The organism is Mesorhizobium sp. M0587, from assembly GCF_040320945.1.
Taxonomy (GTDB): Bacteria; Pseudomonadota; Alphaproteobacteria; order Rhizobiales; family Rhizobiaceae; genus Mesorhizobium.
Genome location: NZ_JAMYQP010000004.1, coordinates 130,345 through 147,714 on the forward strand (window position 1 = coordinate 130,345; position 17,370 = coordinate 147,714).

Sequence of the window (17,370 nt, forward strand, 5' to 3'; positions counted from 1 at the left end):
TGATCCGCTCCGGTGTCACTCAGCCGCGTATGAAAGGGCTGGAGCTTCGGCAGATGCCGCGCGCTCCATCCGCCGGATGCTGAAATGCATCCAGGCAAAGCAGGCGGCGACGATGACGAAGAGCAGCATGAAGCAGCTCGACCAGACGCCCGTGAGGTCGTTGAGCGCGCCGAAGGCGATCGGCAGTACGAAACCGCCGAGCCCGCCGATCATGCCGACGACTCCGCCGACGGCGCCAACGCTGCCCGGATAATAGGCCGGAATGTGCTTGTAGACGGCAGCCTTGCCAAGGCTCATGAAGAAGCCGAGTGCGCTGGCGACGGCAATGAAGGCAACCGGCCCGATAGCGAAGTGGAAGGCGATCGGCCCGGTGATGCCGTGCACGACGTAATCCGTGGGGGGCAGCGACAGGACCAGCGTGGCGACGATCGACACCGCGAAAGTCCAATAGAGCACGGTGCGAGCGCCGATCCGGTCGGAAAGCACGCCACCATAGGCGCGGAAGACACTTGCCGGGATCGAATAGGCTGCGCCGATCATGCCGGCGGTCGCGATGCCGAACCCATAGACACCGATCAGATAGCGCGGCAACCACAGTGACAAAGCGACGAACGCCCCGAAGGCAAAGAAGTAGTAGAAGGCGAAGCGCCAGACCTGCAGGTTCTTCAGCGGCGCGAATTCCTGCCAGAAGCTTCTCGCGGGTGCTGCCTTGCCGGCGCGGCGCTCACGAATGACTGGATCGTCGCCGGTCGTGAACCAGAAAACGACGGCCATGATGATCAACGCGGCCGCCCAGATCTGCGCGACCGACTGCCAGCCCCAGGAGAGGAGCACGAACGGAGCCAGGAACTTGGTGACCGCGGCTCCGACATTGCCGACACCGAATATGCCGAGAGCCGTTCCTTGCCTGCCGGCGGGGAAGAAGCGCGAAACATAGGCGACGCCGACGGCGAAGGAGCCGCCGGCGAGCCCGACGCCGAGCGCGGCGATCAGCATCTGCCCGTAGGTATGCGCATAAGCGAGCAGGAAGGTAGCGACCGCTGCCGCAAGCATGGTCGCGGTGTAGACCAGCCGTCCGCCAAAGCGGTCCGTCCAGATGCCGAGCAACATGCGTACGAGCGAGCCGGTGAGAATTGGCGTGCCGACGAGCAGGCCGAATTCCGTCTCGTTCAGCCCAAGTTCCTGCTTTATGCGGATGCCGATGATTGAAAAGATCGTCCACACCGAGAAGCAGACGGTGAAGGCGATGGTGGATATTATGAGCGCCTGCTTGGGAGCATTGTCCTGGCTGGGCGCGGCTGGGAGATTTGCAGTCATTCTCAGGCTCCGGTTTGCGGCGTGGGAGGCACTGCGCTTGTCTGTTCGTCCGCGACTGTCAGCGGCGCGGCATCGGCGAAACAGTTGAAACCGACCCTTGCGCGGTCACTTCGAGACCCTTGCCGTCGGTCTTGGCGCCTGCCGGAAAGAGGAGGAGCGTGGCGGCGAACAGCGCCGCCGTCAGCGCGCTGCTGGCCAGAAAATCGCGGCGCGTGAAGTCCGATAGGGACGCACCAGTTCCGATCCGTTTCGTCATCGTCGTCTCCGGTTGGGCGCCGCTTGGGACCAGCGCCCTCGATTGCGTATTCGATCAAAACAAAAAAGCCGCCGGCCAGGCCGCGCGTCCGTCTATCCGGATCGCGCATTGACCTGAGCGGCAGCTTTGCCTGTGGCGCCCGCCATTGGACGCCGTGTCACTTGGCCCTTGCGGGCCTACATTCTGAAAAGCAGGAAGCGTGCCAATTCGACAGCGCTCTGAATTATCGAATGAAATCAATGTGAACCGCGGCCGCGCGACTTTTGGCCCAGCCCGGCAGCGGATCAAAGATTAGTCAGAATGCCTTGCACGGCAGCATAATATTTGTGCAATGCGGTAGATTGCCCGTTGCCGATGCAGATTGCCAATCGCCGATGATGACGGGTTTTTCGCTCATGTCGCTACTCCGCGGCTTCGACGAAGCGGTGGCGTTCGTAGAGGAACTTCAGCACCGCCTCGCGGCAGCGTAGGAAGGTGCGGTCGGAAGAGAGTTCGACGCGCCGGCGCGGCCGGGCCAACGGCACGGGAAGCACCTCGCCGATGGTCGCCGCCGGACCATTGGTCATCATCACGATGCGGTCGGACAGAAGCACCGCCTCGTCGACGTCATGGGTGATCATGACCGTCGTCGAGCCGAGCCTGGAATGGATGTCCATCACCGCGTCCTGCAGATGCGCGCGCGTCAGCGCGTCGAGCGCGCCGAACGGCTCGTCGAGCAGCAGGATCTTCGGTTCCATGGCTAGCGCGCGGGCGATGCCGACGCGCTGCTTCATGCCGCCCGATATCTCGGCCGGCCGCTTGTCCTTGGCATGCGCCATCTGCACGAGGTCGAGGTTGCGCATGATCCAGTCATGCCGCTCGGCCTTGCTTTTGGTGCGGCCGAAGACTTTCGACACCGCCAGGTTGATGTTTTCGTAGACAGTCAGCCAGGGCAGCAGCGAGTGGTTCTGGAAGACCACGGCGCGTTCGGGGCCGGGGCTGTCGACTTCCTTGTCTTCGAGCAGCACGGCGCCGGCGGAGACCCTGGTCAGTCCGGCGATCAGGTTGAGCAAGGTCGACTTGCCGCAACCGGAATGGCCGATGATGGAGACGAACTCGCCCTTGTCGATGGTCAGCCTGATATCTTTCAGCACCTCGCTGACCTGGCCGCCGCGGGCGAAGGATTTGTCGATATGGTCGAGTTTCAGATAGGCCGTCATGGCGCTCTCCTCACTTTGCCGTGGTGCCGCGGGTGACGAAGGCGCCGACGCCCGCGACAAGCCGGTCGAGGCAGAAGCCGGTGATGCCGATATAGGCGAGCGCGACGATGATGTCGGGCAGCCGTGACGAGTTCCACGCGTCCCAGATGAAGAAGCCGATGCCGACGCCGCCGGTCAGCATTTCGGCGGCGACGATGGCGAGCCAGGACAGGCCGATACCGATCCTCAAGCCGGTGAAGATGTAGGGGGCGGCGGCCGGCACCATGATCTTGACGAAGAACTCGAACTGGTTGAGCCGCAGGATGCGCGAAACATTGCGGTAATCCTCGGGGATGTTGCGCACGCCGACGGCGGTGTTGATGATGATCGGCCAGATCGAGGTGATGAAGATCACGAACAGCGCCGACGGGCTGGAATCGCGGAACGCCGCCAGCGACAGCGGCAGCCAGGCCAGCGGCGGCACGGTGCGCAGGATCTGGAACACCGGATCGAGGCCGCGCATGGCCCAGATCGACTGGCCGACCAGCGCGCCGAGCGCGACGCCGACGATTGCCGCCATGCCGAAGCCGATGGCGACGCGCTGCAGCGAGATCAGCACCCGCCAGGCCAGCCCGATATCCTGCGGGCCATTGTCGAAGAAGGGATGCGCGATCAGGTCGTAGGCCTCGTTCCAGACCTGGCTCGGCGGCGGCAGGCTTGATGTGGGCGACGAACAGGCGATCTGCCAGACGATCAGCATCAGCGCGATGACGATGACCGGCGGCACCAGCGCGCCGGCCAGCTTGCCGGCGATCGCGACCGGGTCGAAGCGGCGCCGCGCCTTGGCGGTGAAGGCGATGACCTCCGCTGGTTTGACGGGACGCGCTTTCACCTTTGTGTCCTCGATTGTCTGGATCGACATGTCTGGGAAAACTCCGTGGGGATAGGCCTTTCGCAACGGCGCCCGAGGCGCCGTTGCCGTTTGCGCCGGCTATGCCGAGGCCTTGATCTTCAGGCTGTCGAGATAGGCGGAGGGGTTCTCCGGATCGAAGACCTTGCCGTCGAAGAAGGTCTCGACACCGCGCGACGAGGACGCCGGGATATCGGTCGCCGCAACGCCGAGTTCCTTGGCCGCCTCGCGCCACAGATCCTCGCGGTTGACCTGCCCGACCAGAGCCTTGATGTCGGTGGTCGGCGCGAACTTGCCCCAGCGGACGTTCTCGGCGAGGAACCAGGCGTCATGGCTCTTGAACGGGTAGGAGACGCCGCCCTTCCAGAACTTCATGTAGAGATCGGTGCCGTTGGCGACGCGGCCGTTGCCGTAGTTGATGTCGCCCTTGAGGCGGCCGATGATGTCGGCGACCGGCACGTTCATCCATTGCCGCTTGCCGATGATGGCGGCCATCTCGTCCTTGTTCTCCTTGGCCTCGCACCATTGCTGGGCTTCCATGACGGCCATCAGGATCGCCTTGGTGGCATTCGGGTATTTGTCAATGAACTCGGCGCGCAGGCCGAGCGCCTTTTCCGGATGGCCCTTCCACAGCTCGCCCGTGGTGGCGGCGGTGAAGCCGACGCCTTGGTGGACGAGCTGCTCGTTCCACGGCTCGCCAACACAGAACACGTCCATGTTGCCGACCTTCATGTTGGCCACCATCTGAGGCGGCGGCACGACGATGGTGGAGACGTCCTTATCGGGATCGATGCCGCCGGCGGCGAGCCAGTAGCGAAGCCACAGATCATGCGTGCCGCCGGGGAACGTCATGGCGGCCTTGATTTCCTTGCCGGCCGCCTTCTTGGCGGCGAAGACGTCCTTCAGCTTCGAGGCGTCGAGGCCAACGCCGGTGGCGGCATATTCCTGCGCGACCGAAATGCCCTGGCAGTCGTAGTTGAGCCGCGCCACGATCGCCATCGGCAGCGGCTGGTTGTTCTGCGTCACCTTGCCGGTGTGCATGAGATAAGGCAGCGGCGTCAGGATGTGGGCGCCGTCGATGCCGTTGGCGGCGCCGCCTAGCATCAGATTGTCACGCGTCGCGCCCCAGGACGCTTGCTTGAGCACCTCGACATCGGGCATGCCGAATTTCGCGAACAGCCCTTTCTCCTTGGCGATCATCAGCGGGGCTGCATCGGTCAGCGCGATGAAGCCGAGCTTGGCGCCGGTGACTTCCGGGGCGGTAGTAGCCGCATAGGCGCCAGAGGGCAGCAGCGCACGCGCGGCCGCCAGGGTTGCCGCCGCGGCAGCACTTGCCATCAGAAAATTGCGGCGGGTCATGCCCTCGAGAGGGGCTTCAGTCTTGATGCGTTTCGTCATCGTCGTCTCCCGTTGGGCACTGCTTGGGACAGCGCCGTCGATTGCGTGTTCGATCAAAACAAAAAAGCCGCCGGCCAGGCCGCGCGCGTCCGTCCATCCGGGATCGCGCGTTGACCTGAGCGGCAGCTTTGCCTGTAGCGCCCGCCATTGGACGCCTGTTCCGTGACTCCGAGAAGAGTCTGCCTATTGCAATGCAGGAACCGTGCCAGTTTCGGAATGGATGATAAATCTAAATTAAATCAATGGTTTGATATAATTATCGACTCACGATCCCGCAGCGCGAGCAAGCCAAAGATTGTTCATTAGCGCCAGCGCACGCACAATTATTGTGCAATGCACAAGAATGGCGCGGAAATGATCAGGCCTTGGCGCGGGCCGATTTCTGCCCGGCAATGTAGGCGTCGATCTCGTCGGGATCGAAGGTCTGGCCATCGAAGAAGCCATCGGGGCCGAGCACCAGACTGGCGCCGGCGGAGCCGACAGGTGTGGCAGACGCCAGCGCGCCCTCGACCTTCGAATTGGCACCCGGCAACGCCACGCCGAGCGGCTTCAGCGCCGAGCGGTAGAGGTCGGGCCGGTAGCAGTCGCGCGCGATGGCGAGATTGTCCGGCGTGTGCGCCACGTGCCCCCAGCGCACCATCTGGGTGTAGAACCACAGCGCATGGCTCTTCCAAGGAAAGTTCGCGGCCTTGTCGAAGGGCAGGAAGAAATCGTCGATGGTCCGCTCCGCTCCGCCGCCCAGCCGGAGATGGCCGGTCAGGATCGGCATCTGGACGGCGGGCGGCAGGCCGAGGAAGCCGGGCTGCGCCATCACATCGGCCAGTTCGCCGTGGTTCGCCGGATCCTGGCACCAGCGCGCCGAATGGTGCAGCGCGCGCAAGAGCGCCGCCAGCGCATCGGGGTTCTCATCGGTCCAGGCCTTGCGTACGCCGATCACCTTCTCCGGGCTGTTGCGCCACAGGCGGGCCTTGACGGTGACGATGTGGCCGGTGCCGGCGGCGACGGAGGCGCTGTTCCAGGGCTCGCCGACGCAGTAGCCGTCGATGCGGCCGGCGGCCAGCGCATCGGCCATGAAGGGCGGCGGCACGATGACGATCTCGATCTCGCGCGTCGGATCGATGCCGCAGGCGGCAAGCCAGTAGCGCAGTTCGTAATTGTGCCCGGAATGAGGATGCACGACCGCGAAACGCAGCGGATCGTTGCCGGCGGTGGCCCGCTCGCGAATGAAGGCGCCCAGTGCCGCGCCGGCGCGCGCCGGATCGAGATCGGGTTCGGCGCCATGCGCCGCCATGCCGGCCCAGACGGCGTTGGAGATGGTTACGCAATTGCCGCCGAGCCCCAGCGAGAACGGCACGATGGTTTCGGAAGCCAGCGGCGTCAGCCCGAGATTGCAGGCGAGCGGCATCGGCCCCAGCATGTGCGCCAGATGGAAGTGGCCGATGGCGATGCGGTCGCGGATATTGGCCCAGGACGTCTCGCGGTGCAGCGTGAGATCGACGCCTTCGCGGGCGGCAAAGCCCAGTTCGCCGGCCGCGACCAGCACGGCACTGTCGAAAAGCGGCATGAAGCCGGCGGTGATCTGGTGCCTCATGCTCATTCGTCCTCCGCTGGCCCGAGCAGGCCGGCCGCGGTCACCAGGCTCTGGGCGATGTCGCCGATCTTGCGGTTCTGGTTCATCGCCGTCTTGCGCAGCAAATTGTAGGCGGCCTCTTCCGTCAGGCCGCGCGATTTCATCAGGATGCCCTTGGCGCGGTCGACCACCTTGCGGCTCTCCAGTTCGCTGCGCGCCTCTTCCAGTTCTCGCGCCATGCGCGAGAAGGCGTTGAAGCGGCTGACGGCCATGTCGAGGATCGGCTTCACGCGCTCCTGCCGCAGGCCGTCGACGACATAGGCCGAGACGCCGGCATCGACCGCCGCCTCGATCGAGGCCTGGTCCGAGCGGTCGACGAACATGGCGATCGGCCGCTTCACCGCGCGTGACAGCTGGAACATGTTTTCCAGCATGTCGCGGTTGGGGTTTTCCAGATCGATGACGATGACGTCGGGTTCGATCTCGGCGATGCGCCGCGCGATGCCGGTCACGTCATGGACGACGGTGACCCGCTGATGGCCGGCCTCACGCAAACCGGCCTCGATTATCGAGGCGCGGATGCGATTTTCATCGATCACCAGAACGGCTAGGGAGGATCGGACCATGCCCGCATTGTGGGCAACGCCGCGAAATTGTGCAATGCGGCATAGCCACTTCCATCAAAACGACCGTGGACCCGCATCATTGCCGACACGCCGGAGCGGTTCACCGTCTCGCGGAAACGCCGAACCGCTCCAAAACATTTGCCGCTTTCCTGGAACTGCTCCGGGCTCGGGTCAGGTGCAGACGCGGACCTGTTCGATCACCCTGTGATGGTGGCGCCAGTGCCTGACCAGTTCGACGTGGCAGCGCTGGTAGCGATGGTACCGGTGGTAGCGAGGATGTTCGCCGCCATAGTCATCACCATACTGCACATCGCCATTCTGGTAGTCGCCATACTGGTCGTAATTTTGCCGGTAGTGATGGCGGCGGACGATAATCTCGCCATTGTCGGACTGGTCGTCCGGCAAGTATTGGTCATCGTCGTCGGACTGGATGGTCAGGCTGGCGGCTTGCGTTGGCGCAATGACTGATGCTGTCGCGGCCAAGGCCAATGCACAAGCCAGGATCAATCGCTTCATCTCTCGTCCTCCTACGGTTCAACCGTTATCAACTCGCGGAACGCGCTGGCGTTCCAATACCAATCCGTAAGCTTTGCGCAACCTGGGCGTCAGTACTACTGGCCAAGGCGAACGAAGGCAGTCAGCGGCAGGTGGTCGGAGGCCACGCGCGAAAGCGGGGTGTCATGCGCTTCCACCGCCTCGATCATGCCGTGCCGGTTGGCCATGATGCGGTCGAGCGCCAGCAGCGGCAGGTTCGACGGGAAGGTGGGGACAGCCGGCGGCAGCGGACCAAACGTCAGGTGCAGCGTGTTCAGGGCGGAGCGGTTTCCAAGCCGCCATTCGTTGAGGTCGCCGAGCAGCAGCGTCGGCTTCTCGTCGGGGCTGTTCATGAGGTCCAGCACGACTTGCGCCTGCTGCGACCGCGACCGGCGCAGCAGGCCGAGATGCGCCGCGATGACGCGCAAGGTCTGGTTTCCGTCGAGATCGAGCTCCGCCACCACCGCGCCGCGCGGCTCCAGGCCGGGAAGCCTGATCTGATGCACGTCGCGAACGACGCCTTTCTTGAACAGAAGGACATTGCCGTGCCAGCCGTGGCCCTTGCCGGTGGCTGAAAGCGGCACCGGCACCAGGCCGGTTTCCAGTTCGAGGCGGGACAGATCCAGAAGCCCGGTGCGATCGCCGAAACGGTTGTCGGCCTCCTGCAAGGCGATGACATCCGGGTCGATTTCGCGAATGACGCGGCTGGTGCGGTCGGGATCGAACTTGCGGTCGACGCCGATGCATTTGTGGACGTTGTAGGAAGCGACCAGCGTTCCGGTGGCGCCCGCCTTTGTCGGCGAGGCGGCATTGGCCTTGCGCATGCGCCTGTCGCGGATGGACAGAAGCACGGTCGCCGGCAAGCTGCGTCCGTTCATCCGCATCGTCTGCCCGCCATCCCTGCTACTCTCACCATGCACCTCAAATAGAGTCTTTCGGCGGATATTCCATGACCAGCGGCCGGGCAAACACGTCGTTCTGTCAGAGATAGGGCGAACCCAGCCACAGGATGCGATCGAACAGCCGGATGACGAACGGCCGGGCCCGCAATGTTTCCAGCGTGACTGGTACGGCCGTTCCGATCGCCGACCCGATCCGCGCCTCGATCTCGCCGGCAAAGCCGGCATCGAGGATTTCGAGGTCGATCTCGAAATTCAGCCGCAGCGAGCGGGCGTCGAGATTGGAAGAGCCGACATAGGCCCAGACGCCGTCGATCGACAGTAGCTTCGAATGGTCGAAAGGCCCCTTCGTGCGCCAGACGCGGCAATAATGCTTGAGGACCTGGTCGAACTGCGCGGTCATGGCGCGATCAACGAGGAAGAGATTGTTCACCGCCGGCACTACGATGTCGATCTCGACGCCGCGCCTGGCCGCGGTGACCAGCGCGCTGATCAGTTCGCGGTCCGGCAGGAAATAAGGCGACATCAGGCGGATCGATTTGCGGGCGACCGAGAACGCGCCGATCAGCAGCTTGTGGTTGGTTTCATTGCTGGCGTCGGGGCCGGACGCGACCGCCCGCACAAGCATTTGCTGGCCGGCCGGCGGCGACAGCGGCGTTATGCGCCAGGCTTCGCCCTTCAGCGCTTCGTTGGTGGCGAAGCGCCAGTCCTCGGCGGCGACCGAGAAGAGGTCGGCGACAACCGGGCCGGTGACCTGGAAATGCGTGTCCCTGGCGCTGTTGGAGCCGGCGAACTCGGCCGAAAAACCCTTGCGGATGTTCATGCCGCCGGTAAAGGCGACCGCGCCGTCGACGACCAGGATCTTCCTGTGGGTCCTGAGATTGGCGTAGGGCAGCCGCAGGCCCATGACGATGTTGCCGTTGAAGAGGGCGACGGGGATGTCTGTCTTGCGCAGATGGCCAAGGATGCTGGGCACGGAATAACGGGCGCCCACGGCATCGATCAGCACGCGAACGGTGACGCCGCGCCGGACGGCGCCGGCCAGCGATTCGACGACAAGCAAGCCGACGGCGTCGTTATCGAAAATGTAGGTCTCGAGTAGGACGCTGTGCTCGGCGCCGTCGATCGCCGCGCACATGGCGGCATAGGCCTCGTCGCCCGTCTCCAGCACCTCGATCGCGTTTCCCGGATTGAGCGCGCGCCGCGCCACCCTGTCGCCCAGCGTGCGCAGGCCCGTGAACCGCAGCCCGTAGCGCTCGACGATCAGGGCCTCTTCGGCGGCGATGTCGTGGTCCTGCCTTGCGGATGCCGCGTCGCCGGCAAGCGGGCGCTGCGCGCTGATCGTGGCGCGGCGAATGCGGTTTATGCCGGCGACGGCATAGATCAGCGAACCGAGGATCGGCGACAGCACCATCACGCCGACCCAGCCGGTGGCGGCGCGGACGTCCTCTTTGGTCATGACGGCGTGAGCGATGCCGGCGGTCGCCATCACCACCGAGATGATGGCGAGGATGCGCGGCCAGTGAGTCGCCAGGATCTCCAACATGATAGGAACTATCCAGCGAGCCGATACAGAAGGCAATGCGGCCGATCATGTGCTGGAATTGATCTTGCCAGGCATATTGTGGCGGCAGGCATGTGATCGCGGCATCGCCGCAGCCATCATGGAAGAGAAATTCTACTGGCGGCGGCAACACAGGCGGCCTGGCTCCAAGACCTGTGATCTTGGGCCGGAGCTTGAATCGCTCCAATCACGATAGAATTGGTGTACCTTGACCCGTTTTCGATCCTTGGCGAAGCATGGAGACAGTCTGACGCGACGTCACCTTGCGTTGGCTTCGACCGCTGAAGACTTGCTATGCCCCGAGCCGGACTTATTGTATATCAGCGGGAGCAAAAAAAAGATTACGATGTAACGTTTCGATTGCGGGCGAGGGGGGAGCCTCCAATGGTGAAGTTCGACTTCGACGGGCCTCCCGCGGATGAGGCCGCTGTCGACATGGCGGCGGAATGCCAGCGCCGGCTGCTGCCGCTCGTGCGCGAAATCGTCCAGGCGGCGGTCGCGGCCGGATGGAACGAGGAGGATGTCCTTCTCGGCTTTGTCGAACTTGCCTGGGATCTGTACGAGGCGCGCCGCGAGGATACTTAGCCGGCAACAGCCAGCACCAGATCCCGCCAAGAATGACGAGGCGAATCGAAAGCTGAAGCGATTGCCTTGCACAGGATTCCCGGCCATCGGCGGAAAAAACATGCTGCCGAACGCCACCAAGCGACTGCTTTTTTCTTTTCTATCCCGAATAAAGCTTTTTCTTTCCACATGGAAGTTCTTCCCTAGCCGCGGGCCGTGCGTTAGTTTGATTTTGGGTTGATGGGCTAAGGGGCATTCGAGCGGCGGCAAGGCGGCTGAGGCGAGGCCTATGAAACATGCGGAGGCCTGGGAAGGCGGCGATTCCCGGGGCGTCGATCGGGGACGGGTATCCCGACCTGTGTTCGACATTATTCCGGAAAGTGCAAGCCCAAGAAGAGCAACCCCGCGCGGGAGTGCGACGTATTCTCGCCGCGCTCCTGGATCGCGGAAGCTTCTTGCAAAGGTGCATTCCCCAGGTATTTTGCCGGCGCCAGCGCAACCGCCCGCGTCAGGCACAGCCAGCTCGCGGGCTCTCGATATAATCCAGACGATCGCTGCCGAGCCGACCGGGATCACCGGCGCCGATCGTTCATGCCCGTTTCATGCTTGCGCTGGTCCTCCGGAATGAGAAAGAGCCGGCGTAAATCCAATCCGATCAATCACATATTGTTTTTCGAGGGAACGGCGGGTGCGGCATGAAGTTGGTCTCGATCTGGGAAATGTCAGGAGGCCAGGTAATGCGGCGCGATGAAGGTGCCCGGAATGGGCTGCCGGGGCCAAAGGAGCGCGGCAGCCGGCGCTGAACGTGAAGGGCGGGCTTTCCGTCCGCGGTGCGCGCAAGGTGCAGGCGTTCCTCGACGAGAATTTTTCGCGCAAGCTGACGCTTGCCGAGATGGCCGCGGTTTGCGAGCTTTCGCCCTCCCACTTCGTGCGGGCTTTCTCGAAGACGTTCGGAGCGCCGCCGCATCAGTATGTCCTCGATCTGCGGCTGGACTTCGCCGAAACACTGCTTCTCGACAAGCGCCTGACGATCGCCGATATCGCTCATCTCTGCGGGTTTTCCAGCCAGAGCCATTTTACTACGGTGATGAAGAAATATCGCGGTGCAACGCCATTGCAGGCCCGGTTGAACAAGGTTAGGCGCGAAGCATAAGTGGTGGCTAAATTGCCCAGGCGCCGAATTGTGCGCGGCTGACCTCGCATCGAAGGGGTTGGCGGAAGTAACGACCCGTTAACCTCCACCGGCCTGTACCGCTCTTTTCTCACGACGCAGCAATATCCTGAAATACTGCGATCCAGAATCATGGCTTTCTGACATGGATTTCGAATTGTCAGACATTCGTGCTGGCAGGCGGGGGCAGAGAGGGATCATGACCGACAATCGCATTTCGACTGGCGTTCGTCATCACGCGGTGAATTTCGCCGCACACTGGATCGCGGGTGCCGGCTCGCGTTCGGGGCGCCGCCGCCTGATGGCGGTGCTGCGCATGGCCCACCGCGTGCTCGGCCTTGGTCGCAAGAATATGGGTCTGGGAACATTGGGCGTCGGCGGCAGCGTGCGTTCGGCCCTGGCTTCCTCCGCCAGCCCGGCCAGCATCGTCGGCGGCTTGGCGGCACTCGCCGCGCTCGGTCTCGCCACGCCGGCGCAAGCACAGTATCAGGCTGGTGGCGGTTCGGCGACAGCTCCCGAGACCATAGCGATCGGAAATGGCTCAGCCGCCAGCCTTAACTGGGCCATAGCGCTCGGCTTCCAGTCCAAGTCGTCGGCACAATACAGCGTCGCCATCGGCCTGAATTCGAATGCCTCGGGCGCCGGCGGCGCGGTGGCGATCGGCTCAGGCACGATCTCGAACAACGTCAATACGGTGGCGATCGGCGTCAACGCTCAGGCCATCGCCGCCGGCGCCAGCGCCATGGGCACCTTCGCCGTTGCTTCGGGTGGGAACTCCACCGCCGTCGGCGTCAGCTCCTTGGCCAGCGGCGCCACGTCGTTCGCCGGAGGCTGGGGGTCCCAAGCCACCGGGTCGCGCGCCATCGCGCTCGGGAGTCAAGCAATCTCGTCGGGCCTGGACACCATTGCCCAAGGTACCAACGCCAATGCAAACAGCCAGAATGCCGTCGCTGTCGGTTTCCAGTCGACCGCAACCGCGGTAAACGCCGTCTATCTCGGCTCGCGTACTGGCGTCGGAACCGGAGCGCTGGCCCAGAGCGCCATCGCCATCGGTACGGATGTGACGGCGTCCCAGGTTGACTCCACTGCGATCGGACGCGCAAGCAAGGCAACGGGAACGGCCGCCATAGCGATGGGCGTTACCACGGTTGCGAGTGGCGCCGCCAGCACTGCGGTTGGCAACACGGCCATTGCCAGCGGCACAAATGCTTCCTCATTCGGGTCTGGAACGATCGCGGCAGGAGACAATTCTCTCGCCGCCGGCGTCAGTGCCAGCTCGGCGGGTGCGCAGTCGGTGGCGCTCGGCAATCAGGCCAATGCGCAGACAGGAGCGGCAATCGCGATAGGCGCCCAGGCGACCGCCTCCGGCGGCGTCGCCGGCGCCGGCGCGATCGCCATGGGCATTGGCGCCAAAGCCGTCGCCACCGGCAGCGGTTCACCGACCGCCATCGGCGCTTTCGCCAATGCGAGCGGCGCTTCGGGCACGGCGCTTCCCGGCGGCTTCACATCGTTCGAAGCGACCGCGATCGGCAACAGCGCGGCCGCCACGGGGCAAGGCGGCACGGCTGTCGGCGTCGCGAGCAAGGCAACGGGCACCTGGTCCACTGGCCTTGGCTTGAGCACCACCGCCTCCGGCGTTAACGCGACCGCGGTCGGCGTCCTGGCCAGCGCGACGGCAGACAATACCCTCGCCGCCGGCGTCAACTCCGGTGCCAGCGGAGCCGGCAGTACCGCTCTCGGCAACGGCGCCCGAACCAGCGCCCTGAATGCCGTCGCCGTCGGCGCTGGGACGCGCGCGTCCGGGATAAACTCCGTCTATGTCGGCCAGACCAGTTTTGCGACGAGCGCCAGCGGACAGAGCGCCATCGCCGTCGGCACGGACGTGACGGCATCTGGGGACGACGCCCTTGCAATTGGACGCGAGAGCCAGTCGACTGCAACCAACGCTATCGCGATCGGTCTTCAGTCCACTGCGGACTCCGCCGACTCCGTCGCCATCGGCACTAGGGCGATCGCAACCGGGGGGAAGGCCGTCGCAATCGGCGCCGACAACGTCGCTTATGGCGACGGCGCGGTGTCCATCGGCGATCCCAGCTACGCCAGCGGCACCGGTGCCTTCACCGGCGGCGCCAACAACATTGCCAACAGCGACGGCACGGCAACCGCCACCGGGGCCAATATGGCCAACGGCGCTGTCGCCATCGGCAACAACAACAAGGCGATCGGGCAAGGCTCGGTGGCGCTCGGCAACGGCTCCACCGCGGGTGCGGCCGGCTTCGTCGGCAACGTCGCGCTGGGCAATGGCGCGACGGCGGCGGCAAGCTCCGGCGACGTGGCGCTGGGCTCGGGCTCGGTGACCACGACGGCCGTCGGCACGGCGAGCGGGGTGGTCAACGGCACGACCTACGCCTTCCAGGGCACCAATCCGCTCTCGACCGTCAGCATTGGCGCTCCCGGCGCGGAACGGACGCTGACCAACCTGGCGGCGGGGCGGATCAGCGCGCTGTCGACCGACGCCATCAACGGCTCGCAACTCTTCGCCACCAACCAGGCGGTCGACGCCATCGGCGCGGCCATCAGCAACATCAATGTCGGCGGCGGCATCAAGTATTTCCACGCTAACTCGGTTCTGGCGGATTCGCAGGCGACGGGTACGGACTCTGTCGCGATCGGACCCGTCGCGACCGCGACCGGGACGAACGCCATCGCGGCCGGTGTGAATTCGAGCGCCTCCGACGCCAACGCCTCCGCCATCGGCAGCGGCGCCGTCGCATCGGCCCTCGACGCAACGGCGATGGGCTACATATCCAACGCCTCGGGCCAATACAGCACCGCCATCGGCGCTAATGCCAACGCGACAGGCTTGTCCAGCACCGCGATCGGTCAGAACTCGTTCGCGACCGACGCTCAAGCGACCGCTCTCGGCAAAGAAGCGAATGCCAGCGCCGCGAATGCGCTCGCGCTGGGCGCCAACGCCACCGCTGGCAACGCAGGCGCCGTCGCGCTTGGCTCGGGCAGTGTCACCGACGTCGCCGTCGGCACAGCGAGCACCGTGATCAACGGCACGACATACGCCTTCCAGGGCACCAATCCGCTCTCGACGGTCAGCGTCGGCGCGGTCGGCGCCGAGCGCACCATCACCAACGTCGCCGCTGGGCGGATCAGCGGGTCCTCGACGGATGCAATCAACGGCTCGCAGCTTTTCGCCACCAACCAGGCCGTCGACGCCATCGGCACCACGCTCAGCACGATCGGCGGTTCCCTAACCAATCTCGGCGCCACGATCACCAACCTCGCCGGCGACACCTCGACCGCCTATACCGACGCCAACGGCATCGGCATTCGCTACGCCCGCACCAACGAGGCCGGCCTGGCGCAGACCGATTCCTTCGCGCAGGGCGCAGGCTCCACCGCCGTCGGCTACCAGGCGACCGCCACTGGCGACAGCGCGCTGGCGCTCGGCCGCGCCAGCAATGTCAGCATCGATGGCGGCGTGGCGCTCGGTTCCGGTTCTGTTTCGGATCGTGCGGTAGCGCCCGCATCGGGATCGATCCTCGCCGGCACCGGTCTCGTTCCCTTCAACACCACCGATTTGACCCTGCTCGGCGCCGTCTCGGTGGGAACCTCCACCTCCTATCGCCAGATCACCAATGTGGCCGACGGCACGGAAGACCAGGACGCGGTGACGCTTCGCCAGTTGAAGGGTGCGCTGACCTCCTTCGCGGTGACCGGGACCCAGTACTTCCACGCCAATTCGACCGCCTCCGACTCGCTTGCGGTCGGCACCGATTCGGTTGCGATCGGCCCGCGCACGACCGTCAACGGCGACAATGGCATCGGCATGGGCAACGGCGCCATCGTGCAGCAGACAGCGCCGGGAGGCATCGCGATCGGCCAGAACGCGACGGTCAATCAGGCCGACAGCATTGCTTTCGGCACGGGCTCGACCGCGAACGGCGCCCAGGCGATGGCGCTTGGCGCCGGCGCCACGGCCAACGAGCCGGGCAGCGTCGCGCTTGGCGCGGGTTCGACGACGGCGGCGGCGGTCGCAACCACCGGCACCACGATCAACGGCGTCAGCTATGCGTTCGCCGGAACAAATCCGACGAGCACCGTGAGCGTCGGCACCGTCGGCAATGAGCGCACCATCACCAATGTTGCCGCGGGCCAGATCAATTCCACTTCCACGGACGCCATAAACGGCAGCCAGCTCTACGCGACCAACCAGGCTATCGAAGCGGTGCAGGGGAATATCGGCGATCTGAACGAGTTTGCGGTCCAGTACGACAAGAACGGCGGGACCAAGTCCAACTCGATAACTCTCGCCGGCGGCGACCCGAGCGCGCCGGTGGTCATCCACAATGTCGGGCCGGGCGTTGCGAACAACGATGCGGTCAACGTGAAGCAACTCAATGACGGGCTGTCGCTCACGCTGGCAGATTCGAAGACCTATACCGATCAGGTAGCGGGCACGACGCTCCAGCAAGCCAACGACTACACCGACAAGAAACTCGGCCAGCTCAATTCGGACATCAGCGGCATTCGCGACGAAGCACGGCAAGCGGCGGCCATTGGCCTTGCCGCAGCCTCGCTGCGCTACGACGACCGTCCCGGAAAGTTGAGCGTGGCGGCCGGCGGCGGCTTCTGGCGGGATGCGAGCGCGTTCGCCTTCTGCGCGGGCTACACCAGCGAGGACGGCCGCATCCGCGGCAATGTCTCGGGCACGGCGGCGGGCGGAAATGTCGGCGTCGGCGCCGGCCTGAGCCTTACGTTGAACTGAGGCGGGAATGAACGGGGCAACCAGCCATCATGCCCGGCTTTTCCTTCTGACCTGCCTGGCGCTTGCCGGCGGCCTGTTTTTGGTCGCCGGGCCGGCCGCCGCGCAAATGACCTCTTACAGGATCAAGCCGTCCGACGTGGCGGTGCCGCCGGAGGTGAAGCTGGGCCAGTACCAGCGCACCATCCGGCCCTTCGAGAACTGGACGCTGATCTGCGACGAGAACCTCAAGGCGCGCAAGAAGATCTGCAACGTCACGCAGGTGATCGAGGACGGGGCCGGCAAGATGGCCTTCAGCTGGTCGCTCGCGGCCACGGAGGACGGCAAACCCTACATGATCCTGCGCACCGCGCCGGACGCGAAAAGCGACGGCCTGGTGTCGGTGAAATTCGACGGGCGCGACCCGATCGACGTTCACTTGAATGGCTGCAACGAAATGGTCTGCGTCGGCATGCTGCCGGTGGGGCCCGTCATGCGCCAGCAGATAGCGCAGAATGCAACGCCGGCGATCTCCTACCCGACCGCCGACGGCCAGACCATTACCGTGACCGCAACGCTCAAGGGGCTGTCCGAGGCCCTTTCGCCAATCAAATGACCGGGGAACCA

General features: G+C 64.7%; 15 protein-coding genes. 4 read left to right on the forward strand and 11 right to left on the reverse strand.

From position 1 onward, the window contains the following. Positions 1-15: 15 nt before the first annotated feature. The 10 genes from NKI49_RS05265 to NKI49_RS05310 all read right to left on the reverse strand — a co-directional run bounded on the left by NKI49_RS05265 (position 16) and on the right by NKI49_RS05310 (position 10,234). A complete protein-coding gene (locus tag NKI49_RS05265) occupies positions 16-1,317 on the reverse strand; it encodes an MFS transporter (protein ID WP_352601172.1) in 1,302 nt (433 codons plus the stop codon). A 58-nt stretch (positions 1,318-1,375) separates the two neighbouring features. After that, a complete protein-coding gene (locus NKI49_RS05270) occupies positions 1,376-1,573 on the reverse strand; it encodes a twin-arginine translocation signal domain-containing protein (protein ID WP_352601171.1) in 198 nt (65 codons plus the stop codon). Positions 1,574-1,974: 401 nt separating this feature from the next. Next, on the reverse strand, positions 1,975-2,772 hold the full coding sequence (locus tag NKI49_RS05275) for an ABC transporter ATP-binding protein (protein ID WP_352601170.1): 798 nt from the start codon (positions 2,770-2,772) through the stop codon (positions 1,975-1,977). Between the two features lie 10 nt (positions 2,773-2,782). Then, complete coding sequence (ntrB, locus tag NKI49_RS05280; protein WP_352601168.1) at positions 2,783-3,673, reverse strand: nitrate ABC transporter permease; 891 nt, start codon at positions 3,671-3,673, stop codon at positions 2,783-2,785. Between the two features lie 69 nt (positions 3,674-3,742). Beyond that, positions 3,743-5,059, reverse strand: coding sequence for a CmpA/NrtA family ABC transporter substrate-binding protein (locus NKI49_RS05285; protein ID WP_352601166.1), 1,317 nt, complete (start codon positions 5,057-5,059; stop codon positions 3,743-3,745). Positions 5,060-5,417: 358 nt separating this feature from the next. Then, positions 5,418-6,656 carry a CmpA/NrtA family ABC transporter substrate-binding protein gene (locus NKI49_RS05290; protein WP_352601164.1) on the reverse strand — a complete coding sequence of 413 codons (1,239 nt, stop codon included), beginning with the start codon at positions 6,654-6,656 and terminating at the stop codon, positions 5,418-5,420. Continuing rightward, entirely contained in the window at positions 6,653-7,255 is a 603-nt protein-coding gene (locus NKI49_RS05295; RefSeq protein WP_027024280.1) for an ANTAR domain-containing response regulator, read from the reverse strand. The genes NKI49_RS05290 and NKI49_RS05295 overlap by 4 nt, the downstream gene beginning before the upstream one ends. A gap of 171 nt (positions 7,256-7,426) precedes the next feature. Further along, positions 7,427-7,771, reverse strand: a complete 345-nt coding sequence (locus NKI49_RS05300; protein ID WP_352601162.1) for a hypothetical protein — start codon at positions 7,769-7,771, stop codon at positions 7,427-7,429. Between the two features lie 95 nt (positions 7,772-7,866). Beyond that, entirely contained in the window at positions 7,867-8,673 is an 807-nt protein-coding gene (locus NKI49_RS05305; protein ID WP_352601160.1) for an endonuclease/exonuclease/phosphatase family protein, read from the reverse strand. A gap of 97 nt (positions 8,674-8,770) precedes the next feature. Then, positions 8,771-10,234 carry a phospholipase D-like domain-containing protein gene (locus tag NKI49_RS05310; protein WP_352601158.1) on the reverse strand — a complete coding sequence of 488 codons (1,464 nt, stop codon included), beginning with the start codon at positions 10,232-10,234 and terminating at the stop codon, positions 8,771-8,773. Between the two features lie 402 nt (positions 10,235-10,636). Here NKI49_RS05310 and NKI49_RS05315 point away from each other — a divergent pair, with 402 nt between their 5' ends. Further along, complete coding sequence (locus tag NKI49_RS05315) at positions 10,637-10,837, forward strand: hypothetical protein (RefSeq protein ID WP_352601156.1); 201 nt, start codon at positions 10,637-10,639, stop codon at positions 10,835-10,837. Here the strand turns inward: NKI49_RS05315 and NKI49_RS05320 are convergent. Further along, positions 10,834-11,007 carry a hypothetical protein gene (locus NKI49_RS05320; RefSeq protein ID WP_352601154.1) on the reverse strand — a complete coding sequence of 58 codons (174 nt, stop codon included), beginning with the start codon at positions 11,005-11,007 and terminating at the stop codon, positions 10,834-10,836. The two genes, NKI49_RS05315 and NKI49_RS05320, sit on opposite strands and share 4 nt — an antisense overlap. Before the next feature lie 614 nt (positions 11,008-11,621). On the opposite strand from NKI49_RS05320, the gene NKI49_RS05325 reads away from it, so the two are divergent. The 3 genes from NKI49_RS05325 (at position 11,622) to NKI49_RS05335 (ending at position 17,359) form a co-directional block, all read left to right on the forward strand. After that, positions 11,622-11,969, forward strand: coding sequence for an AraC family transcriptional regulator (locus NKI49_RS05325; RefSeq protein WP_352695552.1), 348 nt, complete (start codon positions 11,622-11,624; stop codon positions 11,967-11,969). Positions 11,970-12,186: 217 nt separating this feature from the next. After that, on the forward strand, positions 12,187-16,767 hold the full coding sequence (locus NKI49_RS05330; RefSeq protein ID WP_352601152.1) for a YadA-like family protein: 4,581 nt from the start codon (positions 12,187-12,189) through the stop codon (positions 16,765-16,767). Positions 16,768-16,774: 7 nt separating this feature from the next. Next, positions 16,775-17,359 carry an invasion associated locus B family protein gene (locus tag NKI49_RS05335; protein ID WP_352601150.1) on the forward strand — a complete coding sequence of 195 codons (585 nt, stop codon included), beginning with the start codon at positions 16,775-16,777 and terminating at the stop codon, positions 17,357-17,359. Positions 17,360-17,370: the final 11 nt, after the last annotated feature.

Excerpts from the sequence above, each read along its gene's own strand:
- NKI49_RS05305 (WP_352601160.1), bottom strand. The coding sequence starts at position 8,673 with ATGCGGATGAACGGACGCAGCTTGCCGGCGACCGTGCTTCTGTCCATC.
- NKI49_RS05290 (WP_352601164.1), bottom strand. The coding sequence starts at position 6,656 with ATGAGCATGAGGCACCAGATCACCGCCGGCTTCATGCCGCTTTTCGAC.
- NKI49_RS05295 (WP_027024280.1), bottom strand. The coding sequence starts at position 7,255 with ATGGTCCGATCCTCCCTAGCCGTTCTGGTGATCGATGAAAATCGCATC.
- ntrB (WP_352601168.1), bottom strand. The coding sequence starts at position 3,673 with ATGTCGATCCAGACAATCGAGGACACAAAGGTGAAAGCGCGTCCCGTC.
- NKI49_RS05285 (WP_352601166.1), bottom strand. The coding sequence starts at position 5,059 with ATGACGAAACGCATCAAGACTGAAGCCCCTCTCGAGGGCATGACCCGC.
- NKI49_RS05330 (WP_352601152.1), top strand. The coding sequence starts at position 12,187 with ATGACCGACAATCGCATTTCGACTGGCGTTCGTCATCACGCGGTGAAT.
- NKI49_RS05320 (WP_352601154.1), bottom strand. The coding sequence starts at position 11,007 with ATGTGGAAAGAAAAAGCTTTATTCGGGATAGAAAAGAAAAAAGCAGTC.
- NKI49_RS05315 (WP_352601156.1), top strand. The coding sequence starts at position 10,637 with ATGGTGAAGTTCGACTTCGACGGGCCTCCCGCGGATGAGGCCGCTGTC.
- NKI49_RS05300 (WP_352601162.1), bottom strand. The coding sequence starts at position 7,771 with ATGAAGCGATTGATCCTGGCTTGTGCATTGGCCTTGGCCGCGACAGCA.
- NKI49_RS05335 (WP_352601150.1), top strand. The coding sequence starts at position 16,775 with ATGAACGGGGCAACCAGCCATCATGCCCGGCTTTTCCTTCTGACCTGC.
- NKI49_RS05265 (WP_352601172.1), bottom strand. The coding sequence starts at position 1,317 with ATGACTGCAAATCTCCCAGCCGCGCCCAGCCAGGACAATGCTCCCAAG.
- NKI49_RS05270 (WP_352601171.1), bottom strand. The coding sequence starts at position 1,573 with ATGACGAAACGGATCGGAACTGGTGCGTCCCTATCGGACTTCACGCGC.
- NKI49_RS05275 (WP_352601170.1), bottom strand. The coding sequence starts at position 2,772 with ATGACGGCCTATCTGAAACTCGACCATATCGACAAATCCTTCGCCCGC.
- NKI49_RS05310 (WP_352601158.1), bottom strand. The coding sequence starts at position 10,234 with ATGTTGGAGATCCTGGCGACTCACTGGCCGCGCATCCTCGCCATCATC.